At 35.8% G+C, this 25342-nt stretch carries 30 protein-coding genes, 2 tRNA genes and 3 pseudogenes; 28 read left to right on the forward strand and 7 right to left on the reverse strand.

Going from position 1 to position 25342, the window contains the following annotated elements:
- Nucleotides 1-7 precede the first annotated feature (7 nt).
- From ACQH1X_RS02515 to hemJ, 3 genes and pseudogenes are all read right to left on the reverse strand, one after another.
- Nucleotides 8-1237, reverse strand: coding sequence for an IS256-like element ISWpi15 family transposase (locus ACQH1X_RS02515; RefSeq protein WP_425385875.1), 1230 nt, complete (start codon nucleotides 1235-1237; stop codon nucleotides 8-10).
- 71 nt (nucleotides 1238-1308) lie between these two features.
- Nucleotides 1309-2109, reverse strand: a pseudogene (locus tag ACQH1X_RS02520) (IS110 family transposase); the annotation flags it as partial.
- Nucleotides 2110-2476: 367 nt separating this feature from the next.
- Nucleotides 2477-2905 (reverse strand): protoporphyrinogen oxidase HemJ, encoded by a 429-nt coding sequence (gene hemJ, locus ACQH1X_RS02525; RefSeq protein WP_425386461.1) that lies wholly within the window; start codon nucleotides 2903-2905, stop codon nucleotides 2477-2479.
- 65 nt (nucleotides 2906-2970) lie between these two features.
- Between hemJ and pdhA the strand changes: the two genes are divergently transcribed.
- A complete protein-coding gene (pdhA, locus tag ACQH1X_RS02530) occupies nucleotides 2971-3951 on the forward strand; it encodes a pyruvate dehydrogenase (acetyl-transferring) E1 component subunit alpha (RefSeq protein WP_341818618.1) in 981 nt (326 codons plus the stop codon).
- A 94-nt stretch (nucleotides 3952-4045) separates the two neighbouring features.
- Here the strand turns inward: pdhA and terL are convergent.
- A pseudogene (gene terL / locus ACQH1X_RS02535) lies at nucleotides 4046-4486 on the reverse strand (phage terminase large subunit); the annotation flags it as partial.
- Nucleotides 4487-4567: 81 nt separating this feature from the next.
- Between terL and ACQH1X_RS02540 the strand changes: the two are divergent.
- Nucleotides 4568-5320, forward strand: coding sequence for an IS5 family transposase (locus ACQH1X_RS02540; protein ID WP_425385758.1), 753 nt, complete (start codon nucleotides 4568-4570; stop codon nucleotides 5318-5320).
- A 19-nt stretch (nucleotides 5321-5339) separates the two neighbouring features.
- Here ACQH1X_RS02540 and ACQH1X_RS02545 read toward each other — a convergent pair.
- Nucleotides 5340-6066, reverse strand: a pseudogene (locus ACQH1X_RS02545) (hypothetical protein); the annotation flags it as partial.
- Between the two features lie 107 nt (nucleotides 6067-6173).
- On the opposite strand from ACQH1X_RS02545, the gene ACQH1X_RS02550 reads away from it, so the two are divergent.
- On the forward strand, nucleotides 6174-7523 hold the full coding sequence (locus tag ACQH1X_RS02550; protein ID WP_425386462.1) for a phosphomannomutase/phosphoglucomutase: 1350 nt from the start codon (nucleotides 6174-6176) through the stop codon (nucleotides 7521-7523).
- A gap of 236 nt (nucleotides 7524-7759) precedes the next feature.
- Nucleotides 7760-10441 carry a pyruvate, phosphate dikinase gene (ppdK, locus tag ACQH1X_RS02555; protein WP_425386649.1) on the forward strand — a complete coding sequence of 894 codons (2682 nt, stop codon included), beginning with the start codon at nucleotides 7760-7762 and terminating at the stop codon, nucleotides 10439-10441.
- A 172-nt stretch (nucleotides 10442-10613) separates the two neighbouring features.
- Here the strand turns inward: ppdK and ACQH1X_RS02560 are convergent, their stop codons facing one another.
- Entirely contained in the window at nucleotides 10614-12437 is a 1824-nt protein-coding gene (locus tag ACQH1X_RS02560) for an ankyrin repeat domain-containing protein (RefSeq protein WP_425386463.1), read from the reverse strand.
- A 118-nt stretch (nucleotides 12438-12555) separates the two neighbouring features.
- Between ACQH1X_RS02560 and glpX the strand changes: the two genes are divergently transcribed.
- On the forward strand, nucleotides 12556-13464 hold the full coding sequence (glpX, locus tag ACQH1X_RS02565) for a class II fructose-bisphosphatase (protein WP_425386650.1): 909 nt from the start codon (nucleotides 12556-12558) through the stop codon (nucleotides 13462-13464).
- Nucleotides 13465-13645: 181 nt separating this feature from the next.
- Here the strand turns inward: glpX and ACQH1X_RS02570 are convergent, their stop codons facing one another.
- A complete protein-coding gene (locus ACQH1X_RS02570) occupies nucleotides 13646-14128 on the reverse strand; it encodes a hypothetical protein (RefSeq protein WP_425386464.1) in 483 nt (160 codons plus the stop codon).
- A gap of 201 nt (nucleotides 14129-14329) precedes the next feature.
- Here ACQH1X_RS02570 and carA point away from each other — a divergent pair, with 201 nt between their 5' ends.
- The 23 genes from carA to rpsE all read left to right on the forward strand — a co-directional run bounded on the left by carA (nucleotide 14330) and on the right by rpsE (nucleotide 25342).
- Nucleotides 14330-15421, forward strand: a complete 1092-nt coding sequence (gene carA / locus ACQH1X_RS02575; RefSeq protein ID WP_425386465.1) for a glutamine-hydrolyzing carbamoyl-phosphate synthase small subunit — start codon at nucleotides 14330-14332, stop codon at nucleotides 15419-15421.
- Nucleotides 15422-15535: 114 nt separating this feature from the next.
- Nucleotides 15536-15617 (forward strand) — tRNA-Tyr (locus ACQH1X_RS02580).
- 4 nt (nucleotides 15618-15621) lie between these two features.
- Nucleotides 15622-15692, forward strand: a tRNA-Gly gene (locus tag ACQH1X_RS02585).
- 77 nt (nucleotides 15693-15769) lie between these two features.
- Nucleotides 15770-16942 (forward strand): elongation factor Tu, encoded by a 1173-nt coding sequence (tuf, locus tag ACQH1X_RS02590; protein WP_425385771.1) that lies wholly within the window; start codon nucleotides 15770-15772, stop codon nucleotides 16940-16942.
- A 14-nt stretch (nucleotides 16943-16956) separates the two neighbouring features.
- Entirely contained in the window at nucleotides 16957-17277 is a 321-nt protein-coding gene (gene rpsJ / locus ACQH1X_RS02595) for a 30S ribosomal protein S10 (RefSeq protein WP_065094535.1), read from the forward strand.
- Nucleotides 17278-17286: 9 nt separating this feature from the next.
- On the forward strand, nucleotides 17287-18009 hold the full coding sequence (gene rplC / locus ACQH1X_RS02600) for a 50S ribosomal protein L3 (protein WP_425386466.1): 723 nt from the start codon (nucleotides 17287-17289) through the stop codon (nucleotides 18007-18009).
- A gap of 2 nt (nucleotides 18010-18011) precedes the next feature.
- A complete protein-coding gene (rplD, locus tag ACQH1X_RS02605) occupies nucleotides 18012-18626 on the forward strand; it encodes a 50S ribosomal protein L4 (RefSeq protein WP_425386467.1) in 615 nt (204 codons plus the stop codon).
- Nucleotides 18623-18910, forward strand: a complete 288-nt coding sequence (locus ACQH1X_RS02610) for a 50S ribosomal protein L23 (protein WP_064124642.1) — start codon at nucleotides 18623-18625, stop codon at nucleotides 18908-18910. The genes rplD and ACQH1X_RS02610 overlap by 4 nt, the downstream gene beginning before the upstream one ends.
- 1 nt (nucleotide 18911) lies before the next feature.
- A complete protein-coding gene (gene rplB / locus ACQH1X_RS02615) occupies nucleotides 18912-19736 on the forward strand; it encodes a 50S ribosomal protein L2 (RefSeq protein ID WP_425386468.1) in 825 nt (274 codons plus the stop codon).
- A gap of 3 nt (nucleotides 19737-19739) precedes the next feature.
- Nucleotides 19740-20024: a 30S ribosomal protein S19 gene (rpsS, locus tag ACQH1X_RS02620; RefSeq protein WP_006279181.1), complete on the forward strand. Its 285-nt coding sequence runs from the start codon at nucleotides 19740-19742 to the stop codon at nucleotides 20022-20024.
- 5 nt (nucleotides 20025-20029) lie between these two features.
- A complete protein-coding gene (rplV, locus tag ACQH1X_RS02625) occupies nucleotides 20030-20380 on the forward strand; it encodes a 50S ribosomal protein L22 (RefSeq protein ID WP_425386469.1) in 351 nt (116 codons plus the stop codon).
- Nucleotides 20381-20419: 39 nt separating this feature from the next.
- On the forward strand, nucleotides 20420-21034 hold the full coding sequence (rpsC, locus tag ACQH1X_RS02630; protein ID WP_425386470.1) for a 30S ribosomal protein S3: 615 nt from the start codon (nucleotides 20420-20422) through the stop codon (nucleotides 21032-21034).
- Nucleotides 21035-21048: 14 nt separating this feature from the next.
- On the forward strand, nucleotides 21049-21462 hold the full coding sequence (gene rplP, locus ACQH1X_RS02635) for a 50S ribosomal protein L16 (protein WP_425386471.1): 414 nt from the start codon (nucleotides 21049-21051) through the stop codon (nucleotides 21460-21462).
- Between the two features lie 11 nt (nucleotides 21463-21473).
- Nucleotides 21474-21677 carry a 50S ribosomal protein L29 gene (gene rpmC, locus ACQH1X_RS02640; protein WP_425386472.1) on the forward strand — a complete coding sequence of 68 codons (204 nt, stop codon included), beginning with the start codon at nucleotides 21474-21476 and terminating at the stop codon, nucleotides 21675-21677.
- Nucleotides 21670-21906, forward strand: a complete 237-nt coding sequence (gene rpsQ / locus ACQH1X_RS02645; protein ID WP_265035462.1) for a 30S ribosomal protein S17 — start codon at nucleotides 21670-21672, stop codon at nucleotides 21904-21906. The genes rpmC and rpsQ overlap by 8 nt, the downstream gene beginning before the upstream one ends.
- A 13-nt stretch (nucleotides 21907-21919) precedes the next feature.
- Entirely contained in the window at nucleotides 21920-22279 is a 360-nt protein-coding gene (rplN, locus tag ACQH1X_RS02650; protein WP_006279348.1) for a 50S ribosomal protein L14, read from the forward strand.
- Nucleotides 22279-22596 carry a 50S ribosomal protein L24 gene (gene rplX / locus ACQH1X_RS02655; RefSeq protein ID WP_425386473.1) on the forward strand — a complete coding sequence of 106 codons (318 nt, stop codon included), beginning with the start codon at nucleotides 22279-22281 and terminating at the stop codon, nucleotides 22594-22596. The genes rplN and rplX overlap by 1 nt, the downstream gene beginning before the upstream one ends.
- Before the next feature lie 6 nt (nucleotides 22597-22602).
- A complete protein-coding gene (rplE, locus tag ACQH1X_RS02660; protein WP_010962750.1) occupies nucleotides 22603-23136 on the forward strand; it encodes a 50S ribosomal protein L5 in 534 nt (177 codons plus the stop codon).
- Nucleotides 23137-23152: 16 nt separating this feature from the next.
- Nucleotides 23153-23461, forward strand: coding sequence for a 30S ribosomal protein S14 (gene rpsN / locus ACQH1X_RS02665; protein ID WP_265025667.1), 309 nt, complete (start codon nucleotides 23153-23155; stop codon nucleotides 23459-23461).
- 21 nt (nucleotides 23462-23482) lie between these two features.
- Nucleotides 23483-23878, forward strand: coding sequence for a 30S ribosomal protein S8 (rpsH, locus tag ACQH1X_RS02670; RefSeq protein ID WP_265025665.1), 396 nt, complete (start codon nucleotides 23483-23485; stop codon nucleotides 23876-23878).
- Between the two features lie 16 nt (nucleotides 23879-23894).
- Nucleotides 23895-24440: a 50S ribosomal protein L6 gene (gene rplF / locus ACQH1X_RS02675; protein ID WP_265025664.1), complete on the forward strand. Its 546-nt coding sequence runs from the start codon at nucleotides 23895-23897 to the stop codon at nucleotides 24438-24440.
- A gap of 5 nt (nucleotides 24441-24445) precedes the next feature.
- The gene (gene rplR / locus ACQH1X_RS02680; protein ID WP_265025663.1) at nucleotides 24446-24817 is read left to right on the forward strand and encodes a 50S ribosomal protein L18; all 372 of its coding nucleotides are present in this window, start codon (nucleotides 24446-24448) and stop codon (nucleotides 24815-24817) included.
- Between the two features lie 12 nt (nucleotides 24818-24829).
- A complete protein-coding gene (gene rpsE / locus ACQH1X_RS02685) occupies nucleotides 24830-25342 on the forward strand; it encodes a 30S ribosomal protein S5 (RefSeq protein ID WP_265035464.1) in 513 nt (170 codons plus the stop codon).

Below are 25342 nucleotides of genomic sequence, written 5' to 3' on the forward strand. Positions count from 1 at the left end.
CGCATTTTTAGTTCGACTCAATTTTCAATCTGCCAGGAAAGAAAACATCAAGTTGAGAGATAGTTAATGCCCAATCATGTACAGGCATCGTCCACTTTTCCTCTGCCTTCTTTATAGCACAATATACCTGCTTATACAAGGCATTTATGCTGGTAAATGAGCCTTTGGTCTTAGTGAATTTCCTAATTTGCCTATGTAGCCCCTCTATGGGATTGGTGGTGTAGATTATCCTCCTAACTGGACCAGAATACTTAAAATAACCAGACAAGTTTTCCCAATTATTCTGCCAAGATTTTATAACCATAGGGTACTTTGTGCCCCATTTTTCATCCAATTCCAACAGATAATTCTCGGCAATTTCCTTGCTTGAAGCTTGATATACCTTCTTTAAATCGCTCAAAAAACTCTTCGCATCTTTACTGGCCACATACTTCAGTGAGTTGCGTATCTGATGCACTATACACATCTGCACTTCCGCATTAGGAAAGACACTGTTTATAGCTGCAGGAAAGCTTTTTAGCCCATCAACGCAGGCAATAAGGATATCTTCTACTCCTCTTTCTTTGAGGTCATTTAACACTCCCAACCAGAAGTTAGCTCCTTCACTTTCAGCCAAATAAAAACCTAATACTTCTTTTTTGCCATTTTGATCTATGCCTAATATGTTATACATGCATTTACTTACGCAATGCCCGTCCTCTTTGACTTTAAAAAACATGCCATCCATGAAAACTATCGGATATACAGACTGCAGCGGGCGACTACGCCATTCGTTGATTACTGGTAGCAATTTGTCAGTAATACTTGATATCTCTGCCGCCGATATTTTGTGATCATAAATTTCCTCAACATGTGACACTATATCTCTATAGCCCATACCACTGGCAAATGTGCTCAAAATCTTCGTTTCAAGCTCTGGATGTAAGTTTGTTTGCCTTTTTTTGACTATTTGTGGTTCGAAACTTCCTTCTCTATCTCTTGGTGTTAATAGCTCTGCACTTGTACGTAAAGTTTTTGCATTTCTCCCATTTCTTCGATTATTCTCTTCGCTTTCAGCCGACAAGTGGTTTTCTATTTCACCTTCCAGGCTTACCTCCAGCAACTTTTTTATAAACGGTGTTAATGCTCCATCTCTTCCTGTCAACGGTCTTCCTTCTCGTATAGACGACAGGATATTTGTTTCTAATTCTTTATAATCTACCAAACCGGTAGTTCTGTTTACTACTTTCTGACTCATTGTCAAACCTCCATTTTTTTATATCAATTTATTACTTTTTTTTCGGTTTGACACAGTTTATTTAACACTCCCTTCTGTGCACTGAGAATACACATATGTAAAACCGTCCTAACTTGTGATCTACCGCCCTGAATACATCTCTTTCCTTTACTAAAACCACTGTCTCGATTAAAAGGTGCAAGTCCTGCAAGGCTAGATATTTGCTTTTCTTGAAGGGTTCCAAGTTCGGGCAAATAGCAAATCAAAGTAATGGCTGTGATTTTGCTTACACCTGGTATACTAGTTATTGATATGTATTTTCTTTTAAGCTCTTGATTTTGATCGATAAATGTAATCATCTCATCTTCTAAAGTTTTAATTTGATTACGTAAAATTGCAAGAAGCTCCTCTATTTGTTTGATTATAGATGTATCCGTTACCTGTTGGATTTGGGTTTTTTGTATTTTTGCTATTTCTACAAGTTGGTTTCTACGAGATAATTTTTGTTTCAAGCAATCAATATTACCATTATCAACTGTTAAAGGAGTAACACGCATATCTGTGTTATTGATATAACGTGAAATGATACTGCAGTCTATTTTATCAGTTTTTGTAGTAATACCAAGGCTTTTAGCATAGTCTCTCACCCACCTTGGTTGAATGATGTACACCTCAAAACCATTGCTTAGTAAAGTATAGGCACATAATTTTTCGTATCCACCAGTTGCCTCAAGACCAACTTTGGTTACATTATGCAAACGTAAAAAGTCCAGTATTTCATCAATGGATTGTACATTGTTTTCAAATATTTTATAATGCTCAAGTGGGTGAATGTGGATATCTAATTTACCTTTGCTAACATCAATGCCAGCAATAATGTTTGATGAATTCATAATTCCTCCATAATAATAACATATACTGCATTTTCCAGCCTTATATACGAGCCTAAAAGCTCAATCAGTTGTTCGGAACTTTCAGTATAATAAACAGAGAAGAGAACCTTGCTCCACCGCGGTCCTTATGACCAAGAAGATATACGGTTCCTCTTCTCTATACATCTTTATATTACTACTTCTTAATACTTATAAAGACTTAATTTCAACATATAAGAAGATATGCTGTTTTGATTTGTGTGAAAATTATTGTTGACTTATGTGCAATTAGAGAACCTAAGTCACTTTAGCTTATGTTATTTTCAAAAAAGTCAAAAATGAAAATAGAAGAGTAGCTGAGCTCTCTGCTTTTTTTGGGTAAGGTCAGTCAAAAAGGTTTTACAACAACCATAATAACTATAACTATTATCAATACTGTAACTGCTTCATTTAAAACACGAAAATAAACGTGTTTTTTTTCATTTGAACCCATTGCAAAATCTTTCCTGTATTTTGCAAGCAGTCCATGAATAGCAAACATAAAAAATAATGCTAGTGCTTTCACATGAAACCACCCTTCGCGATATGCTTCTCTTATAATCATTAATGTCATTCCCAAACCAAGTGAGAAAAGCATTGCAGGGTTTATGATATATCTAAGTAGCCTCTTTTCCATTGTTTGAAGCAAGCTATCATTTTTCGATCCCGGTTTTACAGTTGCGTGGTAGACATAAAGCCTGGGTAAATAAAGCATACCTGCCATCCACATAATGACGGAGATAATGTGAAAAGCTTCAAGCCAGTGGTAGTAATCCATTAAGATTTATTACAAAATGTTAAAAATTTCTGATATTATTTTAGTTTAATGAAAAAGAAATCGATATGAAAGCAGAAAATTTCACTAAAGAACAGATAATTGGATTCTACAGGAAAATGCTACTCATACGCAGATTTGAGGAAAAAGCAGGACAATTATATGGGATGGGATTAATAGGCGGGTTCTGTCACCTATCAATAGGACAGGAAGCAGTTGCAGTTGGAACTCAAGCTGCATCAAAATTAGGTGACGCTTTTATCACAAGTTATAGAGACCATGGCTTAATGCTCGCATGTGATTCTGATCCAAATGTTGTAATGGCAGAACTCACTGGCAAAGAAACAGGATGCTCGAAAGGTAAAGGTGGTTCGATGCACGTATTTGACGTTGAAAAAAAATTCTTCGGTGGACATGGAATAGTGGGAGCACAAGTTCCAATTGGCACAGGAATAGCATTTGCTAATAAGTATAAGAAAAAAGATAACGTGGTATTCACGTATTTTGGTGACGGTGCTGCAAATCAAGGACAAGTATATGAATCATTTAATATGGCAGCTTTGTGGAAGTTGCCTGTGGTTTACATCATAGAAAATAACGAATACGCAATGGGAACTTCTGTGCAAAGATCAACTTTAGTAACAGAGTTATATAAAAGAGGAGAAAGTTTTGGTATTTCTGGAAAACAAGTTGATGGAATGGATTTTTTCTCTGTTTATGCGGCTACAAGCGAAGCAGCGGAACACACACGCAGCGGAAAAGGGCCTATCCTGCTTGAAATGAAGACATATCGATATCGCGGCCATTCGATGTCAGATCCTGCTACTTATCGCTTAAAAGAAGAAGTTGAAGATATGAAGCAAAATCATGACCCTATAGGCACTTTAAAGAAATACATGATAGATAATAAAATTGCTTCAGAAGAAGAATGTAAAGTAATTGATAAGGAAGTACGTGATTTAGTAAAAAAGTCGGAAGATTTTGCCAAAAATAGTAAAGAACCAAGCGTTGATGAGTTGTATACTGATGTTTATAAATTTGTTAGCTAATTTTTTTATCCAGAACTGTACAAACATTGTATAGTAAACGATGTCATTTAATTCTCCCGTCATCCATAGGCTACTTGCATCTGGTGGGCCTAAATCACAATGTTCGTACAGCCATAACCCTAGAGGCACTATTTCTTACCCACTGCAGATATTGTACGGTACTGTCTACTTGGTCATCGTAGCGCGTTTCCGGAAACATAAAAATTTCATACTCAAAATCGTTGAGCCATACTGCTTGGTGTGGCAGAAAAACCTTACCAGACTCTATTATTGGAACAATTTGGTAGAATCGAGCAAGTTTACCGCTATGTGGCACTATCTCGATAACAGGTAGGTCACTATTTGCCTTTAGCTCTTGAATCAATTGCTGACCACTCGTTTTTGCTTCGATTAAAATTGCATGTGGCTTCCACCTTGCAGCTAGTGACAGAACTTGTTCTTTAAATTTTGGATACTCAAGCTTTGCACGATATACATCAAGTAAATAGAATTTATTATCCGCTTTTGCCCAGGTGGTACAAACGCTAAAGCCGCTAGGCTCTGTGGACAAAAAATATGAAAAGAGAGAAAAAGATGGTAGTTTAGCTTAATAGGTAAAAAATGGAGAAACTACCATATGCAATATTACATCAAAGAGGAAAATTGGAAACAAATTTTAGAGTTCATAAAAAGCGTAAAAGGAATGCATAGCAAAGATGAAAAACGTTTAAGAATATTCATAGAGGCAGTGTGGTACATAGTCCGAAGTGGTTGCCAATGGAGACTTTTACCAAAAACTTATGGTAATTACAGGAGTATACATAAGCGATTTAAAAGATGGTGTGAAAGAGATGTCTGGGAAAAATTGCTTGAATATACTAAACAAGAGCCTGATTTAGAAGTTGCTATAATCGACGGTACGATCATCCGAGCCCATCCATGTTCATCTGGATATACAAAAAACTCCAAGGATCAAGAAGCTTTAGGGAGGAGCAAAGGTGGCTTTACAACTAAAATACATGCGCTTGTCGATGCACTTGGAAATCCACTTAAATTTACTCTGACCCCTGGTCAAAGAAATGAGATTACACAAGCAGCAACATTAACTGAAAGTGTCTATAATACCACTGTAGTGGCTGATAAAGGCTATGACAGCAATGCTTTTGTTACGAGTCTTGAAAGCAAGGGATGTACAGCAGTTATTCCTCCGAAGCGTAATCGAAAAGTGCAGAGGGGTTACGATAAACACATTTATAAAGAGCGTCATTTAATTGAGTGTTTTTTCGGTAAAATTAAGAACTTTAGGCGTATTTTTTCCAGATTCGATAAAACGGCTGAGGTTTTTATGGGTTTTCTAAATTTTGTCGGGGCTCTTGTATGGCTTCTCTAAAATTTTGTCCACAGAGCCTAGTAAAAGCTTGATATAAAGTTTTTCCGTTGATAAAAACTTCTTTATTTTGTCCAACTAACTTTAATACTTCTTCTGAACTCGTTATTCCTCCAAACTTTGGCTTACCAATAACACTCTGTATACCACCAGAATCCAATTTTACGATCATGCTACAGTCTATGCTGTTACCTTCAGAATCTTTAGCCTGCCAGTTAATGGTCATTTCACATGAGCCGGAGCCAGTAAAATCATAGTGCCTCTCATTGCCATTTTTCTTGCTTGCGGTTATTTGACTATCTTTCCCTAAAGATATGTTATAAACCTTACCTTCACTGCTGGCCCCTAAAATATTGCTAATTTCTATTGGTTTTTCTTCATTTTCAAATCTAATTTTGAAGTCATTATCTTTTGTTGAATACACTAAGAAATTTTGATTTGGTAAAGATGCTTCAAATTCTCTATGTGTTTCATTTATTGATTGCTCAAATTTTTGGAACTCCTTTTCCCACTTTAAATTTATCTGTCCTGTAATGTTCTCATCTTTGCGTAAAGGGCCAATAAAATACCAGATTAAATTTTTTTCCTCCAATTGTTTTATAGTCTCTTGAAAGCTGCTACAAGATTCAATCACATCTAAAATATCCTTTTTCTGCTGTTCATCTACATTTAAACTTTGACCCTCAGCTATAAATACATTTTCGTTCTCCCATGGCATAATTTTACATTTTTAGAAAATATACTATAATACTAACAATTTTAATTAAAAAATCAACTAATTATATGGGTAAATAAAGAAGAAATTTGAACACTTGTCCATTATGTTATATAGTAGTTACTCCTTAAGCAGTGCAGTATGGACAATACCATTATAAGAAAATACGATATTAGAGGTATAGTAGGCAAAGATTTGCAGATTAATGATGGGTACGAGATAGGTAGAAAGTTTGGCCAAACCGTAGCTAGTGTTTGTGTCGGCTACGACAGCAGAATAGATTCACCAGGTATAGAAAGAGAATTAATTAGGGGCTTAACTTTATCCGGTGCAAATGTTATACGCGTTGGACTATGCTCTTCACCTATGCTCTACGCTGCAACACAAATCACGCAGGCGGATCTTGGTATCATAATAACTGCCTCTCATAACCCCAGCGAATATAATGGCTTTAAATTTTTTAGTAATAAAAAAGTCTTCTCAGATCAAGAAATGAAGGAAATTATAAGCAGTCCAATTAAAAATAGTACAAGAATTGGAAGCTTAATTAACATAAATATATATGGTGAGTACATTCGCATATTAAAAGGTGCAGTGAAGAATAATGCTACACAGAAATTAAAAATAGCCTGGGATTGTGGAAATAGTCCAGCAAGTGGAATTATAAGGTATATTGAAAAGATCTTGCCTGGTCATACGCATATCGTAACCAATAACTCTATAGATGGGGCATTTCCACTGCATGATCCAGATCCCATAGAGGAAAAAAATCTCGCTCAATTAATTGACATTGTGAAGGAATATGGATGTGATCTTGGCATTGCGCTAGATGGCGATAGCGATAGGGTGCGCTTAATTGATAATAAAGGCAACGTTGTTTCCAATGACCATTTATTTATAATTTTTGCACGTGAAGTGTTGGAGGAATATCCAGAAAGCAAAGTTATTGCCAACGTAAAAATGAGTATGAAAGTGCATGATTTTGTTAGTAAGTTAGGAGGGCAAGTTATTACCTGCGCTACTGGACACTCACTAGTTAAGAAGAAGATGGTAGAGGAAGAGGCAAAGTTTGCTGGTGAATTAAGCGGGCACTTCTTCTTTTCTGAGCTAGGTTTTGATGATGGGCTATATTCTGCTGTTAAAGCAGTTGACATTTTGCTTAAGAAAAACCAAAGCCTATCTCAAGTAATTGAGGATTTACCGAAGTTATATATCACTCATGAAGTAAAGATTATAGTGAAAGATGAGAAAAAATTTCAAATAATTGAATCAATAAAGAAAACACTGGAGCAGCAAAATATTGTATTTTCAAATCTTGATGGTGTTAAGGTAACCGATAATAAAGGTTGGTGGCTTCTTAGGGTATCAAATACGCAAAACTGCATTACAGCAAGATGCGAAGGAGAGACTTTAGAAGGTTTTGAACTTACTAAAAAGGTTTTGTTCCATTACATTGATGAAGCAAGGTCTTTAAATTGTAGCTACTCATAGAAAAATTGACCCTATCTCTTAAATAAAGAGCCATAAAAAAATTTTTAAATGTATCTTTATATTATATATTCTTATTGATAATAATTTGTCATCTTTTTTGTTAACTTTACTGATGTTGCCAGAAGGAACGTTGTTGCCAAATTTTGTAAAATTTATTATCCTAAGGTTTCAAGTCCTCACAGGTTTATTGGGACTATATGTACAATGTGTTTATCAGTGAAAATCCGGAGAAAATGATGGGGGAAAAGTTAATACATTACTTCAGCCAGAACAAGTGCGAAGGCAATGCAGAAATGAAAAATCTGCTGGGAGGGAAGGGAGCAAATTTAGCAGAAATGTGCAATGTTGGCATTCCTGTTCCACCTGGTTTCACAATTTCCACCTCTGTTTGTCAGGCCTACTGTCAGGATAATGAATTGTCTAACGACCTACGTAACGAGATCAAAAACTACATGACGATGCTCGAAAATGACATCGGTTGTAAATTCGGGGATTTAAATAACCCCTTATTAGTTTCCATACGCTCTGGTAGTGTCAACTCAATGCCGGGCATGCTTGATACTATTTTAAATGTTGGTCTAAATGATGAAACCGTTGTTGGGCTTGCAAAAAAAAGTGGCGAACGTTTTGCTTACGATAGCTACTGCCGTTTCATTATGATGTACTCCAATGTTGTACTACAGCTTGACCATCACCTATTTCAAGATGTTGTTGATAATGAGCAGCAAAAGAGTGGAGCAAAAAGCTTAGCTGATCTTGATGTTGATGTTTTAAAGAGAATTGTTAGCAATTTCAAAAGGATAGTACATGAAAAAACAGGAAAACATTTTCCGCAGAACGTTGAAGAGCAATTGTTAAACTCAGTTAATGCAGTATTTGCCTCTTGGAAAAATGATAGGGCTGTTTCCTATAGAAGAATACATAATATTCCTGAAAACCTTGGAACAGCAGTCAACGTGCAAGCAATGGTTTTTGGTAATTTAAATGATAATTCTGCAACTGGTGTGATATTTACACGAAACCCTTCAACTGGAGAAAAAAAGCTTTTTGGTGAGTTTTTGGTTAATGCTCAGGGTGAGGATGTGGTTTCTGGTGTTTATACTCCTATGCCAATTGACGGAGAGCAAAAAAACACCATGGAGAAGTTGCTGCCAAGTGTCTACCGAAAATTATGCGTGGTATGTGAAAAACTTGAAAGGCATTATAAAGACATGCAGGATATCGAATTTACTGTACAGGACGGTAAGTTATGGATTTTGCAGACTAGGTCTGGCAAGCGCACGGCTGAAGCTGCTATTCGCATAATAGTTGATATGGTAAACGAAGGAACGATTACAAAAGAAGAAGGAATATTGAGAATTGATCCAAAAACTTTTGACAATTTATTGCATCCAGTTCTTGATGTTAAGAGTGACCAGAAAGTAATAGGGAAGGGACTGCCGGCTTCTCCAGGGGTTGCTTCCGGATATGTAGTGTTTAGTGCAAGTGATGCTGAAAAAGCTGCAGAGCAGGGCAAAAAAGTGATTTTAGTAAGGTCAGAAACGAGTCCTGAAGATATTAATGGAATGAATGCTGCAAGTGGCATAGTAACAGCACGTGGAGGGATGACCTCGCATGCTGCTGTTGTAACCCGTGGAATGGGTAAGCCATGCATTTGCAGTGTGAGTGGACTTTATATCGATAAAGATGGAATTTTCTTTTCTGTAGGGGATACAAAAGTAAATAAAGGTGAACCAATTACCATCAACGGAGGAACAGGGGAGGTTATGCTTGGCATTCTCCCTACAATTTTACCTGAATTATCGCAAGAATTCAAAACGATAATTAACTGGATAGATGAAATCAAAACGATCAAAGTGAGAGCGAACGCTGATACTCCAAAAGATGCAAAAATTGCAAAAGAATTCGGTGCAGAAGGTATAGGCTTATGTCGCACAGAACATATGTTTTTCGCTAGTGATAGAATCGAATTCATTCAAAAGTTGATAATAGCTGACGATGAAAATGAAAGGGCAAATGCGCTCATTAAACTGGAAGAAATGCAAAAGTCTGATTTCAAAGAAATATTTTCTATTATGGAGGGCAGGGAAGTCACTATACGGTTGCTTGATCCGCCTTTGCATGAATTTTTACCCAATAATCAGTCTACTATAGAAAAAATCGCCAAATCACTTAGTAAGTCAGTTGAATCAGTAAAAAATAAAATAGCACAGTTGTCAGAAAAGAACCCAATGCTTGGCCATCGAGGTTGTAGACTTGCCATTTCTCATCCTGAAATATATAGCATGCAGATTAGGGCAATACTTAGTGCTGCAAGTGAATTAAAGAAAGAAAAGAAGATAGAAGTGGAGCCTGAAATCATGATTCCTTTTATCATGAGTGAGAAAGAGTTTGTTCTGATATGCGAGCTAGCAAAGAAAGAATCCTCTGTCATCTCAGCTGGGATCCAGATGCAGATTCCAGCGTCACGCGCTGGAATGACATCAGACAAGGCTTATTCAATCGGCACTATGATAGAACTGCCACGAGCGGCACTGATTGCTGATAAGTTAGCAAAACATGCAGAGTTTTTTAGTTTTGGCACTAATGATTTAACGCAAACAACCATGGGACTTTCAAGAGATGATTCAGTTAATTTCCTCGATTCTTATAAGGAAAGCAACATATTCGAAAACGACCCATTTGAAGTGCTGGACATCGAAGGGGTAGGGGGGTTAATCAAGATAGCCATTGAAAGAGGTAAAAAAACCCGAAAAGAAATAAAACTGGGTATATGTGGAGAGCATGGAGCAGATCCAAGATCTATAGAGTTTCTCATCGAATCAGGGGTGGATTACGTTTCATGCTCGCCCTATAGAGTACCGGTTGCAAAGTTAGTAGCAGCACAATTTAGCATAAAATCTAAGTTTGTTGGGTAAATTATAGCTAAAGTAATTTAGGTTTACCTACAATTTGATAAGTGTGAAACTCGTCATTCCGCTACTTGTTAGCGGAATCTATCCGCGGCGGTATGACGTAGGGCTGTGCTAGCTATAGATCCCAGTGTCAGCTACTCGGATGACATCCTGCTTGGCAAAGATTTCTCTTAAATCACACCTTTTGTATACCTGAACTCACGTGTTCAACTTTATTTTTTTCCATTTCTTTATAGCTTGGTAATGTAGAATTTTTTACATGTAATCCGATATATGTTGCAACCAAAGCAGCTATAACACCACAAACCACCGCACCAGCCACAGATGGAACCATCACAGCAGCAGCAATGAATAACCCTGTAACAACAACTCCAACAACATCTTTTGTTAATGAGGTATAAAAATTTTCCTTGCTTTCTTTATATTTAGTTTCTTGTGTATTTGGTGGAGAAAATTGAGCATCTATGAAGCTGTTAGCTTTGTTATCATTATTTGGTGTGGCAGTTCGGTCAGTCCTTGTTGATACAGGCGTTTTATTTTTGTTATTATGATGCTGACCGTTACCACTATTTGGTGTAACAGTTTGATTGGTATTTGTTTCTTTTGTTAATATAGGATGCACTGTTGCTATAGGTATCCCATTCTTGCTTACTGCTGATGCGCGTGTTTCTTGATCGTTCTGTATTAGCACTGTCGCTGCTACAGAATTATTTTCTGCAATAGCAGTGCAGAACGCATCATCTTTTAATTGTTGGTATAATATGTATAATTCGTCTTCGGGATTTAACTTTGATTGCTCTGCATTAACACTTTGCAGTAGCGTGCTTAGAATCTCAGCATTACTATTATCAGTATAGGAAACAACAGAGCATAATATAGATTTACTCTCCTCAGTTTTACTAATGTAGTATCGATTAATTCCTTTTTCTTGACCAATTACATTAATAACGGTTACTCCATTTTGTAGGAGAAATTTTATAGTGTTTAATCTTTCATTTTTAATTGCATGCTCTAACAATGCATTTCCTAGCACAGCACCTTGCTTACATTTATCTCGAAAATTAATCTCTCTCTTTAATCTTTTTTGCAAGCCTTCAAGATCAGCGATTCCATTATCATAACGAATTGCAAGTTTTATATTCTTATCTATCTTTTCACATAAGTCCTCAACATTATTTAGTGTAGTAGTCTGATCAGTACTTATATTACTGCTACTGAACCCAGCTCCATTTTTTCCTGCGTCAGGTGTATTTCGCTCCTCTTTTTTGTTTATTGCTGATCTAAGTATTGCAATTATTACATAATTTGAGAGGTACGTATGGTGATTAGGGTTGTTGAAGTCTAATTTAAACTCAGAATCTATTTTAAGTTCTTCTCCAAGTGATAATTTCCTCTCTTCAATTATTTTTAGAAGATTTCTTATACCATCTTCTGGTATACCTGTCATATGCTTTAAAAGTAACCTAACTTTTGGTAAGTCACCATCTATAGAGGCACCACTCAGAGCGTTAACCTTTTCTATTCCAGTAAGTCTCTTATTATCTAAAAGCATCTTCATAATGTCAGTGTTCTCATTGCGAGGAGCTGCATTTAGATGCTCTTGTGTGCTTGCATGATCTATGTAGTCTAAAAACACCTCAAACTCTTGGACTTTCTCCCCATTAATAGCAAGAGAGAAAGCATTCAATTTTCTTTTTTGATCAAACTTACCGCTTTCCAAAAATATCTTTATAACGTCAGGTTGTCCACATACCACAGCATAATCCAATACAGTCTTAGAAACAGTATCTCCAATATCAATTTTAATGTTTGACTTCGCGAGCAATTCAACAGCTTTTAGAAATGTATTACGATCGTTTAAAGTTGAACGGATGATATCCATAAATAAATCACAAATCTTTGTATCCGTTGTCCCACTTTGTTTTAACTTCTCACCAAACTCCTCAGCAGTTATATTAGGATTGTTAGTTACAATTTCCTTTATCTTTTCATAAGTCATGTCAAATTTTACCACTATTACTATCCAATTTATTGTAGCAACTTTCCCACAACCAGTCAAGACATATTGCAGTTTCAAGCAGCATGATATATATTGAATATAGTTCTTAAAGCAAATGATGGAAGATTTAGCCTATAAATTAGTTAAAGTGACTGAAGCTGCAGCACTTGCTGCATATAAACTAGCAGGCTTCGGCGATGAAAAAAAGGCTGATCAGGTTGCAGTTGATGCAATGCGTACAGTATTAAATTCAATGGAAATAAATGGTACTATCGTAATTGGTGAAGGTGAGAGAGATTCAGCACCAATGCTATATATTGGCGAGAAGGTTGGCACTGGAAATGGTCCTGAAATCGACATTGCTGTTGACCCACTTGAGGGTACCACAATTTGCGCTCACTACAAACAGGGGGCAATGTCCGTTCTTGCTGCAACGAAAAAAGGTGATTTTTTACATGCACCTGATGTTTATATGGAAAAGATAGCGGTAGGAAAAAATCTTCCAGAGGGTGTAGTCTCACTAAAAAATAGCATTGAGAAGAATCTAGACAATTTAGCCAAGGCAAAAAAATGCAAAGTGAATGATCTCGTGGTAACTGTACTTAAACGTGAAAGGCATGATGAATTAATAGAGAAAATCAGGAAATTAGGAGCAAAAATTAAACTAATAGATGATGGTGATGTTGCGGCCGTAGTTTCACTAGTAAATGGCAATCATGATATGTATATCGGCATAGGAGGAGCACCAGAAGGGGTGCTTGCGGCTGCAGCGATAAGCTCAATCGGCGGACAGATGGAGGGAAGATTAATATTTGACACGGATCAGTTAAAAGAAAGAGCAAAAAATTTAAACATCCACGATCCAGAAAAAATCTACACCGTAAAAGATATGGCAAGAGGTGAATCAGTGTTCATTGCAACTGGAGTAACAAGCGGAGAACTTGTGGATGGAGTTGATAACGTCTGTTCAACTAATTCTTTAATAATCCTGCCTAACAAGCTGATAAAGCTGCAGGTTATAAGTTAGGTTGATTATTTTTCAATATATTATGTAAGAGTTAAAGGGAATGTTAAAATGTTAGATTCATTTTCTCAAGAGAAACTAATTGTACAAGAAGTTCCTCAAGACGGACATAAAAAGAAGGCTGAACCCTTTTCAAAACCTTCTATCTATTGTTTCTTAAACCACTCTGCTGAACGGAGACAGTTTAGGCTGGTATGCCTGGCGGCTTTGTTGGAATAAGTTTTTCAACACTGCTAACAATAAAATTGATTGTATCGTCAGCTACCTTATCGAATTTATCATTTATCTCTTTTCCTATTTCTTCATTTTTAACATATTCGTGTAGAGCTAAAGCAGTTATAGCTGCACATGCTGCAATTAAGCCAGTTTTTGCTATAATGAGCATTGATAATCCTCCTGCAAATATAAATGTTAATCCAATAGCTAGGTTTATAATTTTACTTTGTGTTGTTTGTTGTTCTGCCTGATTCTGATCTACTTTTTTTTTTTCAAGAACGTTTGATATTGTTTTTGAGAGAATTTTTACCACGATTGTTGCAATTGCGATCATAGCTAATCCTATGGCTATTTTTGCTAAGAGAAAAAATGATGGAAACACCATCGCAAAGAATAGCAAGCCAGCTCCTACAATTAGTAACTTATTTTTAGGTTGGATTTCATTTGACATAATAAACCTCCATTTCATAATTGCCGGAGTATACCTAATATAAAATACGGAGATAGTCAACATATTTTATGAAAGGGCACGTTAAAAATTTTTTTCATATTGTTCTTCGCCGCCTCGTGGTTAAATTTGGAATTTTAGAAAGAGTTACGTATTATTTAAAATTCTTGTATACTGTTTTGAATCAGTTAAATAGATAATGAAGTGCAGGACGCAGTTTTAATTTTACAAGATGGCAAGTGCTTTTGGGGAAAATCAGTAGGTAAAAAAGGCAAGTGCATAGGTGAGGTCTGTTTTACCACTGGTATGACCGGTTATCAGCATACTATAACTGATCCTTCTTTTGCTGATCAAATTATAACGTTCACTTTTCCTCATATTGGTAACATTGGAATAAACCATAAAGATAATGAAGGAAAGAAAATTTTTGCAAGTGGTGTGGTTATGCGTGAACTTTCTTCTATGTCCCACCCTTCTTCATATATCAGTTTAAATGATTGGTTAGAGAAAAATAACGTGATTGGGATATCAGGAGTTGATACTAGAGCTTTAACGAGACATTTGAGAGAACATGGATCTCAAAATGGAACGATATGCTCATCGAGTAAGGCGCATGCGTTGGACAAATTGAAGGAATACAAATCTGTAAATGGGATAGAAATAACCAATAAAGTCAGCTTGCATAGTAATTTTAAAAGTGACCTTAATGCAAAATATAGGGTTGTAATCGTTGATTTTGGCGTAAAAATCAGTATAGTTTCACGCTTAATAGAACTTGGTTGTACAGTTGAATTAATCAGACCAAGCACAGGTTTTGCTCAAAAAGTGTTGAGTATGAATCCAGATGGTATAGTGCTTTCAAATGGTCCTGGTGATCCGCAAGAAATAGGAGAAAGTGTAGTTTCAGAAATAGACATTATTATAAAATCTAAAATACCAATTTTTGGCATATGCATGGGCCATCAATTACTTGCGATTACTTTGGGGGCAAAGACCATCAAGATGGATATTGGTCACCGAGGGAGTAACCATCCAGTTTATGATGTAAGTAGTGGAAAAGTTGAGATCACTAGCCAAAATCATGGTTTCGTTGTTGATTCAGCTTCTCTTCCAAGTAATGTTGAAATTACTCACATTTCTCTATTTGATAATAGTGTAGAGGGAATAATGATGAAGGATTACCTAGTCTTTTCTGTGCAATACCATCCAGAAGAAGCGCCAGGTACGCATGATTCGCATTATTTGTTTAGACGTTTTATTGGCAATATTGTGTTGTATAAAATGAAATCTGCATGATTTTAATCAGGGTGGGTTTTATTGCTTGATTTTTTAATTTTAGGTGTTTAGTATTAAATACAATAAAAGCTTGAGTTAAGGTACTAAAATAGCGTTCTCTTAACAAATTTTTGTGGAGGAGTGACCGAGTGGTTAAAGGTAACAGACTGTAAATCTGTCCGCGTTGCGTACGTAGGTTCGAATCCTACCTCCTCCATTGTGCGGGTATAGCTCAATGGTAGAGCTCTAGCCTTCCAAGCTAGTGACGTGGGTTCAATTCCCACTATCCGCTCTTTTTTTGTTGTATTTTTATAAAATCAACATATTATTTATTGATGTATTTGTATTTTAGGTAGAAAAGTTTAAATTATGACAGCAGTAGTGGAAGCATTTGGAAAGCCGCATGTAAATGTGGGAACAATAGGACATGTGGATCATGGGAAGACAACGTTAACAGCGGCGATAACGAAGCATTATGGAAATTTTGTAGCGTACGATCAGATAGATAAAGCGCCAGAAGAAAGGAAGAGGGGGATAACGATAGCAACAGCGCATGTTGAGTATCAGACGGAAAAAAGGCATTATGCACACGTTGATTGTCCTGGACATGCTGACTATGTAAAGAACATGATAGTAGGTGCAGCGCAGATGGATGCAGCGATATTAGTAGTGTCAGGGGTTGATGGGCCAATGCCACAAACGAGAGAGCATATATTGCTGGCGAAGCAGGTGGGTGTTGGATATATCGTGGTGTATATAAATAAAGCTGATGTTGCTGATGCTGATATGATAGATTTAGTAGAAATGGAAGTGAGGGAATTGCTGAGTAAATACGGATTTCCAGGGGATGAAGTGCCTGTGGTAGTTGGGTCAGCACTCAAGGCGCTGGAGGATGACAGCGGCGAATATGGAAAGAAATCAATAGACAAATTGATGGAAAAGTTAGATGAATATGTGGCGGTTCCACCAAGGCCTGTGGATTTACCATTTTTATTGCCAATCGAAGATGTGTTTTCGATATCGGGGCGAGGAACGGTGGTAACAGGAAGGATAGAGAAGGGAGAGATAAAGACGGGAGAAGAGATAGAGATAATAGGTCTGAAGGAGACGCAAAAGACGATATGCACAGGTGTAGAAATGTTTAAGAAGTTGCTGGATAAGGGAAGTGCAGGACTCAATGTAGGAATATTGTTAAGAGGAACAAAAAGAGAAGAAGTGGAGAGAGGGCAAGTATTAGCAAAACCGGGGACGATAACGCCGCATAGAAAGTTTAAGGCGGAGGTTTATATATTAAAGAAAGAGGAAGGAGGAAGGCATACACCATTTTTTGCGAATTACCAGCCACAGTTTTATTTAAGGACAACGGATGTAACTGGGAGCATAAAATTGCTAGATGGGAAGGAGATGGTAATGCCAGGAGATAATGTGAGTGTAGAAGTAGGATTGCAAGTACCGATAGCAATGGATAAGGGATTGCGTTTTGCGATAAGAGAAGGCGGTAGAACTGTTGGTTCTGGCGTTGTTTCTGAGATTTTGGAGTGAGTGTAGTAACTAAGATGAAGCAAGATATATATATTAACATTAAGGCTTTCGATTGTTCTTTATTGGAGGAGTGTGTTCGAAAATTTGTTGATGAATTAAAGCGGTCCAGTGCAAAATTATCTGGTCCGATTGCGTTGCCAAGAAAAGATTCTAAATTTATTGTTAATAGATCTCCTCATGTTGATAAAAAATCTCGTGAACAGTTTGAAATAAGAACTTCTAGGCGTTTGATTGTTTTACATGATCTTACTCCTACTATGATGCAGATGCTTACAGGTTTATCTTTTTCTGCTGGCGTAGAAGTGGATTTAAAAGTCAAGGAAGTTAAGGTTTAGGAGAAGGAAATGAAGAGAATAAATTCGCTGAGGAGAATTGGTTTACTAATGATGAATATTGGTCATACTGCTATGTGTTCTGACAATAGTCGCATGGCTGTAACTTTATTGCATCTCAGCGAAACTTATATTATTGATATAAAAGGACAAGATAAATGTGGCTATAATTCAGTCATTTTAGGCACAGGAGATTTTAAAAATATAGCAAAACCTCAGTTGGAATATTTAAAGAAAAAGGGTATAAATAATAAATGTAAGTTATACGAAAGTAGATTAAATGACCTGTCGGGAATAGAATGTGGTAAAAAAGTGGGAATCAATCATTTTGTGGTTGGTCAATATCTTGATATTACGGGTTATTCTATAGGTAAAGGATTTGCTGGTGTGATGAAGCGGCATAACTTCAGTGGGCTTAGGGCATCTCATGGTGTTTCTATTGCTCACAGATCACAAGGTTCTACTGGTCAATGTCAGGATCCTGGTAGAGTATTTAAAGGAAAGAAAATGGCTGGTCATTTAGGTAACAGCAGAATAACTGCACAAAATATGAAGATATTATCCATTGATCATGAAAATAGTATAATTGCTGTGAAGGGTAATAATGTTCCTGGGTTTAAAAATTCCTATGTTTTTGTAAGAGATGCAGTTAAAAAATCTTTACATAAAGATGTTCCTTTTCCGGTAGGTCTGCTGTTAGATGTAAATGACGATGCTAGTAATTTGGTAAGTTAGTTATGGAATGTAATTTAGTTAATCTATCTAATAATAATGTAGGTACTGCTCAGCTCAATCCTTTGATATTTTCTGCTAAGCAAAAATTGAGTATTTTGCATGATATAGTGAGATGGCAATTAGCGAAGAGAAGAGCTGGTACTCATAAAACAAAAGGTATCAGTGATGTCTCTGGTACAACAGCTAAACCTTATGGTCAAAAACGTACCGGTAGGGCAAGACAAGGGAGCTTGCGATCTCCTCAATTTGGAGGTGGTGGGATTATTTTCGGCCCTGTTGTGAGGAGTCATAGTTATTCTCTTAATAAGAAGGTACGCAAATTTGGTTTAAAAATTGCTTTATCTCTAAAGTATTTAAATAATCAAGTGATTATTCTGGATAATTTAAATATTGATGTGAAGAGAACGTCTGAAATGTGTAAATGTATTGAAAATTTTAAATTTTCTTCCTTTTTGATAATTGGTGATTATGGAGATGATTTGTTGCGTGCTGTTAGAAACTTGCATTATGTAGACTTAATCAAACCTATTGGGTTAAATGTCTTTGATATATTGAATCACGAATGCGTGATGTTGACAAAGGATACTTTAAAGCATCTTGAAGGTAGATTATTATGATCAAATATAATAATATAATAAAATCTCCTATAATTACAGAAAAGGCCTCTTTTCTGAGGGAGAAGTTTAATAAATATTCTTTGTATGTTTTTGTAAATGTAAATAAGCGTCAAATAAAGTTGGCAATAGAGTCTCTATTTGATGTTAAAATTTCTTCTATAAATGTTGTTAGAATTAAGCCTAAATATAGGCGTTTCAGGGGTGTGATTGGTTGTGAAAAACAGAAAAAGAAAGTTTATTTTTCTTTGATAGATGGTCAAAAATTAGATATAATGAGCGTTTAATATGGGTATGAAATTTTTTAATCCTGTTACTCCGTCTTCTCGTGGAACTGTGTTAGTAAGTAAAGTTGGTTTATCAAAAGACGAGCCAGAAAAGTCTCTTACATCCGGTAAAAAGTCCAGTGGTGGAAGGAATAATTATGGTAGAATTACAACTCGTCATAGGGGTGGTGGTCACAAAAAGAAGTATAGAGTTATAGATTTTAAGCGTAATAGAAGTGGTCAGGGTATAGTTGAAAAAATAGAGTATGATCCAAATAGAAGTGGGTTTTTAGCGTTAATATCATATAAGGAAGATGATATTAAGTCTTATATATTAGCTCCTCAAGGTATGAAGCCTGGTGATGTTGTTACAGCTGGAAATGATGCTGATATTTTACCAGGAAATTGTTTGCTACTCAAGTATATACCTGTTGGTTCTTTCGTTCATAATGTTGAGCTGAAACCAGGTAATGGTGCTGCGATTGCTAGAGCTGCTGGTTGTTATGCGCAAATCGTTGGTCGTGATGGCCAATATGTTTTATTACGACTCAGGTCTGGTCAAATTAGGTTGATTTTATCTTCTTGCAAGGCTACTATTGGTGTAGTATCTAATCCTGACCATAAGAATAGAAAGCTGGGTAAAGCTGGAAGAAGTAGGTGGCTTGGAATTAGACCTACTGTGCGTGGGGTTGCGATGAATCCGGTTGACCATCCTCATGGAGGTGGGGGAGGAAAAACCTCTGGTGGTCGTCATCCTGTTACTCCTTGGGGTGTTGCAACAAAAGGAAAGAAAACTCGGAGGAAAAATAAATCTAGTGATAAGTATATAAAACAATTGAAAGGTTAGTTTATGAGTAGATCTGCGTGGAAGCCTCCTTTTTGTCATCCTTCTATATTAAAGTCGGTGAATAATGCTTTAAACAAGGGGTTTGTTAACATGGCTATAAAAGTTCATTCCAGGGCTTCTGTAATTCTTCCTAATTGTTTGGGTTTAAAGTTTGCTGTTTATAATGGTAAGGATTACATTCCTGTTAATGTTAATGATCAGAATATGATAGGTCATAAATTTGGTGAATTTTCGCCCACTCGTAAATTTACTGGGCATAGTGGTGATAAAAAGGCGACAAGAAGGTAATTGATATGAAAAACAGAGATGTAATAGTTAAAGCTGGTTCTAAGGTTTTAAAATCAACTCCTCGTAAATTGAATTTGGTTGCTGGTTTAGTACGTAATAAAAAAGTTTCTTTTGCCACTGTGCAATTAAGATTTTGTGAAAAGAAAGCTGCGGGTCTTATAAGGAAGGTATTAAATTCTGCGATTGCTAATGCTCAATATAATTATGGATTGGATATCGATAATTTATATATAAAAGAAATTTCAATAGGTAAGTCTCTTACTTTGCGTAGGGTATGTCCAAAAGCTATGGGTAGAGCTAATAGAGTTAGTAAACGTTATAGTAATATAACTGTAAAATTGGGGGAAATTATATGATTCATAAAAATAGAAAATTAATAAGGAAAGTGCAAAAGTATGGGAAACGTTAATCCTAAAGGATTTAGGTTAAAAATAATTAATACTTGGTCATCTGTTTGGTATGCTGAGAAGGGTTATAAACAAGGGTTGCATCAAGATTTATCTATTCGCAGTTATATAAATGAATCTTTTAAGCATGCTGGTGTTTCTAAAGTAATTATAGAGCGTACGATCGATTTGGTGTCTGTAATAATACATTCTTCTAGACCTGGAGTAATAATAGGTAAGAAAGGCTCAGATATTGAGAAGATAAAGCAAAAAATAGCTAAAAAAGTAAAAAATAATGTAGAAGTGAATGTAGTAGGGGTTAAAAGGTCTGAAATAGATGCAGTTTTAATATCAAGCAGCATTGCACAACAGTTAGAAAAAAGGGGTTCATTTAGAAGAGCGATGAAAAAAGCTATTCAAAGTTGTTTGAGGATGGGTGCTAGAGGTATTAAAGTAAGTTGTTCTGGGCGCCTTGGCGGAGCTGAGATAGCTCGTACTGAATGGTATAAAGAAGGTCGTTTGCCTTTGCATACTTTACGTGCTAATATAGATTATGCTTTTTGTGAAGCAAAAACTATATATGGCACCATAGGAGTTAAGGTCTGGGTTTATATTGGTAACTAATTAGGTATATTGAAATGTTTGTTCCCAAAAAAAGTAAATATAAAAAAGTATTTAAAGGACGAATTAAGGGTAACACGAAAGGTGGTAGTACGCTATCTTTTGGAGATTATGGTCTAAAGGCTATGGAAGCTGGTAGGATTCAGTCTAAGCATATTGAAACTGCAAGGCGTGTAATATCTAGAACATTGAAACGCTCTGGTAAAGTGTGGATAAGAATTTTTCCTGATACCCCTGTTAGTAAAAAGCCGGCAGATGTGCGTATGGGTAAAGGGAAAGGTAGTGTTGAATTTTGGGTATTTAAAGCTAAGCCCGGTAGAATGTTGTTTGAAATTAGCAGTGATGTTCCCATGCATTTAGCAAAATTGGCGCTTGAAAAGGCAACCGCTAAGCTTCCTATGAAGTGTAAATTTGTATCTAATCATAATTAAATGGAGTTGCAATGGATATAGCTGACATTAGGTCAAAATCCTTACAAGAATTGCATGAAATTCTTGTAAATTTGAGAAAAGAGTTTGTTAATTTGGTTTTTCAAAAAAAGTTAGGCCAGTGCAACAATATTTCGCGTTTTGGTTTGATAAAAAAGAGCATAGCTCGTATTCTAACTGCATTAAATGAAAGAAAAGGAGAGGAAAAGAATGCCTAAGAAGGTTTTTTGTGGTACTGTAATTAAGACTAAATGTGATAAAACTGTAAAGGTTTCGGTATTACAAGTGTATAAGGATGAGCTGTATAAAAAGGTTATAAAAAAATACAAGAAGTATACAGCACATGATGAGAATAATAGTTGTAAAGAAGGGGACAAGGTTTTAATACAAGAACACAAGCCTATTTCTATTACTAAAAAATGGGTTGTTGTTAATAGCTCACATTGAATAGGATATTTATATGATTCAAAAAAATACATTGTTGGAAGTAGCTGATAATTCTGGTGCGCGTGCAGTGCTTTGTATTGGTTTATTGGGTGGTAGAAAGTCTGCATCTATAGGTGACACAGTTATTGTATCTACTAAATCTATTACTCCAAGAGGGAAGGTTGAGAAGGGAAAAGTATATAGAGCAGTTGTGGTGAGGGTGAAAAGCCCTATTAGAAAATCTGATGGTTCTGTAATTCGTTTTTCTAGCAATGCTGTAGTTTTGATTAACGATCAAGGTGAACCACTTGGCACTCGGGTATTTGGTCCGGTAAAAAAGTTATCATCTGGTTCTTTTATGAAGATAATGTCATTGGCTGTTGAGGTTTTATAATGAGTGCTAAAATAAAAAGTGGTGACGACGTTATAGTTTTAACTGGTAGAGATAAGGGAAAAATTGGTAAAGTGATTAAAGTTGTGGCATATGATGCTAAAAGAAAGGTAATTGTTTCTGGGGTAAATGTACATAAGAGACACACTAAACCAAAAGCTGGTAGTAGTGGTGGTATATTAAATAAAGAGTTAGCTATTGATATATCCAACGTTGCAACATTGGACCCTAAATATAAAACTCCAACTAGAGTGGGGTTTAAGGTTATAGATGGTAGAAAAGTGCGTTTTGCAAAAGTTTCTGGAGAAGTGATAGATTAGGTTGATATGTTTAAAGAATTGTATAAAGATAGCATAGTAAAGTCCTTAAAGGATAAGTTTAATTACGGCAATATAATGCAAGTGCCTAAACTTGTCAAGGTGTGTATCAATATGGGCGTTGGAGATGCTGCTACAGATAGTAAAGCAATAAATGAACCACTTGATAGCCTATATTTGATTGCTGGGCAGAAGCCTTTATCAACTTTTGCAAAAAAATCTATTTCTGGCTTCAAGATCAGAAAAGGTGCTACAGTAGGTTGCAAAGTAACTTTGCGTAGAGATAAAATGTATGAGTTTTTAGAAAGATTGATATATATTGCTTTGCCAAGGGAAAAAGATTTTAGAGGATTTAGTGTGAAGCAATTTGACGGTAATGGTAATTTTTCCTTTGGTATAAAGGAACATATCTCGTTTTTAGAAATAGACTATGATAAAATAAGTAAAATTAGAGGTATGGATATTAATATTATAACAAGTGCAGTTAGCGATAAGGAAGCAAAGGAATTATTACTGGCTCTTAAATTTCCTTTTTTTGATTAATTGAGAGGAGAAATATATGGCAAAAAAATCTATGATAGAAAGAAATCTTCGCAGAATAAAGCTGTGCGATCAATATAAAGAAAAAAGAGAAAAATTGAAATCTATAATAAATGATAAGAATTTGTCTATTGTAGAAAGGTTTACAGCTCAAAATAAATTAATTAAAAAATTGCCTAGAAATTCTTCTAAAACCAAAATTAGAAATAGGTGTGCTTTAACTGGGAGACCAAGAGGAGTATATAGAAAATTTGGTTTATGTAGAATTGTTTTGCGTGATTTATGTTCTTTTGGGCAAGTTCCAGGAGTTACAAAGTCTAGTTGGTGAATATAATATAAGGAGTATATTGTGGCGTTATCTGATAGTATTGGTGATTTTTTAACAAGGATACGTAATGCTCAATTAGCAATGCATAGAACAACAAGAGTGTTGTTTTCTAAAGTGAATTCTTCTATACTGAAGATTTTAAAAGATGAAGGGTATATCCTTGATTATGAAAAGCAAGTTGTAGATAATTTACCTTCTTTCATTGTAAAATTGAAGTATTATGAGAAGTCACCTGTAATTAGTGACATAGTTAGGGTGTCAAAGCCTGGTTGTCGTCGTTATTCTAAGTATAAGGACATTTCTAAAGCATATAATGGTCTTGGTATTTTTATTATATCGACACCCAAAGGAGTGATGACTGATTATAATGCACATAAGTTAAAGGTTGGTGGAGAAGTTTTGTGTCGTGTGTTTTAAATAATAGGAGAAATTCATGTCTCGTATAGGTGCTGCTCCTATCAATATTCCTGCTGGTGTTTCAGTTGAATATAATAATGGTAGTGTGTTAATAAAGAGCGCTAAGGCTGAAAAAGAAGTTAGCTTAATCAGTGATGTTGTGTGCCGGATTGTTGATAATCAGCTATTGCTTTCTGTTGATCAAGATAAAGATGATTATGATGAAATAAAGCCTATGTGGGGCACTTATAGGAGTAATATTAATAATATCATTAACGGCATGATTGATGGTTTTTCTGTTAATCTTGAGATTAACGGTGTTGGATATAAGGCAGAGTGTGATGGTAAGTATTTGACTTTGTATCTTGGTTATAGCCATAATGTGAAATATAAAGTGCCTAAAGATGTTGAGATTAAGTGTATAAAGCCAACTCACTTAGTAGTTAGTGGTATGGATAAGCAGAAGGTCTATATGGTGGCGTCTGATATATGCAAAATTAGAAAATATGATCCTTATAAAGGTAAGGGTGTTGTAATAAAGGGTAAATTTATGTTGCGTAAAGTTGTAAGTAAAAAGAAGTAATTAAGATGAGAAGGTTATATAATTTTTTAAGTAATGCTGAAAAAAGGAAGTTGCGTAATAGAGCGAAGCTTGACAAGAGCGCTGAACGTTTGCGTATATCCATATTTAAATCTAATAGGCATTTTTATGTCCAGTTAATTAATGATGTAAAAGGAGTAACTCTCACTTCAGCTTCTACTTTGGATGCTAAAATTAAGGATGTATGTAAAGGGAAAGTCAACGCTGAAACTATAAAACAGGTTTCTTCTTTAATGGTTGAGCGTCTGTCTGGCATGAAATTAGAGCAGCAGCTTACGTTTGATCGTGGAGCGTATAAATATACAGGATTAGTTTCTCAATTTGCTGAGGCTTTAAGAAGTTCTGGATTTGAATTTTAGAAGGGTTTGAATATGGCTATAAAGAATTTACAAAATAATAATGATTTATCAGAGCTTTTAGTTTCGGTACGAAGAGTAACAACGGTTACCAAAGGTGGTAGAAGATTTTCATTTTCAATTTTGGTTGTTGTTGGCGATGAGAAGGGTAGGGTAGGATGTGGAATAGGTAAGCACGCAGAAGTTGCTGAAGCAAGAGTCAAAGCTGTAAATGCTGCAAAGAAATCGATGATTAGAGTGTACTTGCGTGAAGGTAGAACTTTGCATCATGATATTAAAGCTAAATTTTGTTCTGGTGAGATAGTTTTAAGAACCGCAAGAGCCGGAACAGGTATTATTGCTGGTGGAGCGGTTAGGTCAGTTTTTGAGGTGTTAGGTATAAAGGATGTGGTAGCTAAATCTACTAGATCAAATAATCCTCATAACGTTATATGTGCGGTGTTTAAGGCTTTTGATAGTATGTTGTCTCCTCGTCAGGTGGCAAGCAAAAGAGGCAAAAAGATTAGCGAGATAGTTGGAAACAGGTAA

The sequence above is a fragment of the Wolbachia endosymbiont (group A) of Barypeithes pellucidus genome (genome assembly GCF_964030885.1).
Lineage (GTDB): Bacteria > Pseudomonadota > Alphaproteobacteria > Rickettsiales > Anaplasmataceae > Wolbachia.

Excerpts from the sequence above, each read along its gene's own strand:
- ACQH1X_RS02515 (WP_425385875.1), bottom strand. The coding sequence starts at position 1,237 with ATGAGTCAGAAAGTAGTAAACAGAACTACCGGTTTGGTAGATTATAAA.
- hemJ (WP_425386461.1), bottom strand. The coding sequence starts at position 2,905 with ATGGATTACTACCACTGGCTTGAAGCTTTTCACATTATCTCCGTCATT.
- pdhA (WP_341818618.1), top strand. The coding sequence starts at position 2,971 with ATGAAAGCAGAAAATTTCACTAAAGAACAGATAATTGGATTCTACAGG.
- ACQH1X_RS02540 (WP_425385758.1), top strand. The coding sequence starts at position 4,568 with ATGCAATATTACATCAAAGAGGAAAATTGGAAACAAATTTTAGAGTTC.
- ACQH1X_RS02550 (WP_425386462.1), top strand. The coding sequence starts at position 6,174 with ATGGACAATACCATTATAAGAAAATACGATATTAGAGGTATAGTAGGC.
- ppdK (WP_425386649.1), top strand. The coding sequence starts at position 7,760 with ATGGGGGAAAAGTTAATACATTACTTCAGCCAGAACAAGTGCGAAGGC.
- ACQH1X_RS02560 (WP_425386463.1), bottom strand. The coding sequence starts at position 12,437 with ATGACTTATGAAAAGATAAAGGAAATTGTAACTAACAATCCTAATATA.
- glpX (WP_425386650.1), top strand. The coding sequence starts at position 12,556 with ATGGAAGATTTAGCCTATAAATTAGTTAAAGTGACTGAAGCTGCAGCA.
- ACQH1X_RS02570 (WP_425386464.1), bottom strand. The coding sequence starts at position 14,128 with ATGTCAAATGAAATCCAACCTAAAAATAAGTTACTAATTGTAGGAGCT.
- tuf (WP_425385771.1), top strand. The coding sequence starts at position 15,770 with ATGACAGCAGTAGTGGAAGCATTTGGAAAGCCGCATGTAAATGTGGGA.
- rpsJ (WP_065094535.1), top strand. The coding sequence starts at position 16,957 with ATGAAGCAAGATATATATATTAACATTAAGGCTTTCGATTGTTCTTTA.
- rplC (WP_425386466.1), top strand. The coding sequence starts at position 17,287 with ATGAAGAGAATAAATTCGCTGAGGAGAATTGGTTTACTAATGATGAAT.
- rplD (WP_425386467.1), top strand. The coding sequence starts at position 18,012 with ATGGAATGTAATTTAGTTAATCTATCTAATAATAATGTAGGTACTGCT.
- ACQH1X_RS02610 (WP_064124642.1), top strand. The coding sequence starts at position 18,623 with ATGATCAAATATAATAATATAATAAAATCTCCTATAATTACAGAAAAG.
- rplB (WP_425386468.1), top strand. The coding sequence starts at position 18,912 with ATGGGTATGAAATTTTTTAATCCTGTTACTCCGTCTTCTCGTGGAACT.
- rpsS (WP_006279181.1), top strand. The coding sequence starts at position 19,740 with ATGAGTAGATCTGCGTGGAAGCCTCCTTTTTGTCATCCTTCTATATTA.
- rplV (WP_425386469.1), top strand. The coding sequence starts at position 20,030 with ATGAAAAACAGAGATGTAATAGTTAAAGCTGGTTCTAAGGTTTTAAAA.
- rpsC (WP_425386470.1), top strand. The coding sequence starts at position 20,420 with ATGGGAAACGTTAATCCTAAAGGATTTAGGTTAAAAATAATTAATACT.
- rplP (WP_425386471.1), top strand. The coding sequence starts at position 21,049 with ATGTTTGTTCCCAAAAAAAGTAAATATAAAAAAGTATTTAAAGGACGA.
- rpmC (WP_425386472.1), top strand. The coding sequence starts at position 21,474 with ATGGATATAGCTGACATTAGGTCAAAATCCTTACAAGAATTGCATGAA.
- rpsQ (WP_265035462.1), top strand. The coding sequence starts at position 21,670 with ATGCCTAAGAAGGTTTTTTGTGGTACTGTAATTAAGACTAAATGTGAT.
- rplN (WP_006279348.1), top strand. The coding sequence starts at position 21,920 with ATGATTCAAAAAAATACATTGTTGGAAGTAGCTGATAATTCTGGTGCG.
- rplX (WP_425386473.1), top strand. The coding sequence starts at position 22,279 with ATGAGTGCTAAAATAAAAAGTGGTGACGACGTTATAGTTTTAACTGGT.
- rplE (WP_010962750.1), top strand. The coding sequence starts at position 22,603 with ATGTTTAAAGAATTGTATAAAGATAGCATAGTAAAGTCCTTAAAGGAT.
- rpsN (WP_265025667.1), top strand. The coding sequence starts at position 23,153 with ATGGCAAAAAAATCTATGATAGAAAGAAATCTTCGCAGAATAAAGCTG.
- rplF (WP_265025664.1), top strand. The coding sequence starts at position 23,895 with ATGTCTCGTATAGGTGCTGCTCCTATCAATATTCCTGCTGGTGTTTCA.
- rplR (WP_265025663.1), top strand. The coding sequence starts at position 24,446 with ATGAGAAGGTTATATAATTTTTTAAGTAATGCTGAAAAAAGGAAGTTG.
- rpsE (WP_265035464.1), top strand. The coding sequence starts at position 24,830 with ATGGCTATAAAGAATTTACAAAATAATAATGATTTATCAGAGCTTTTA.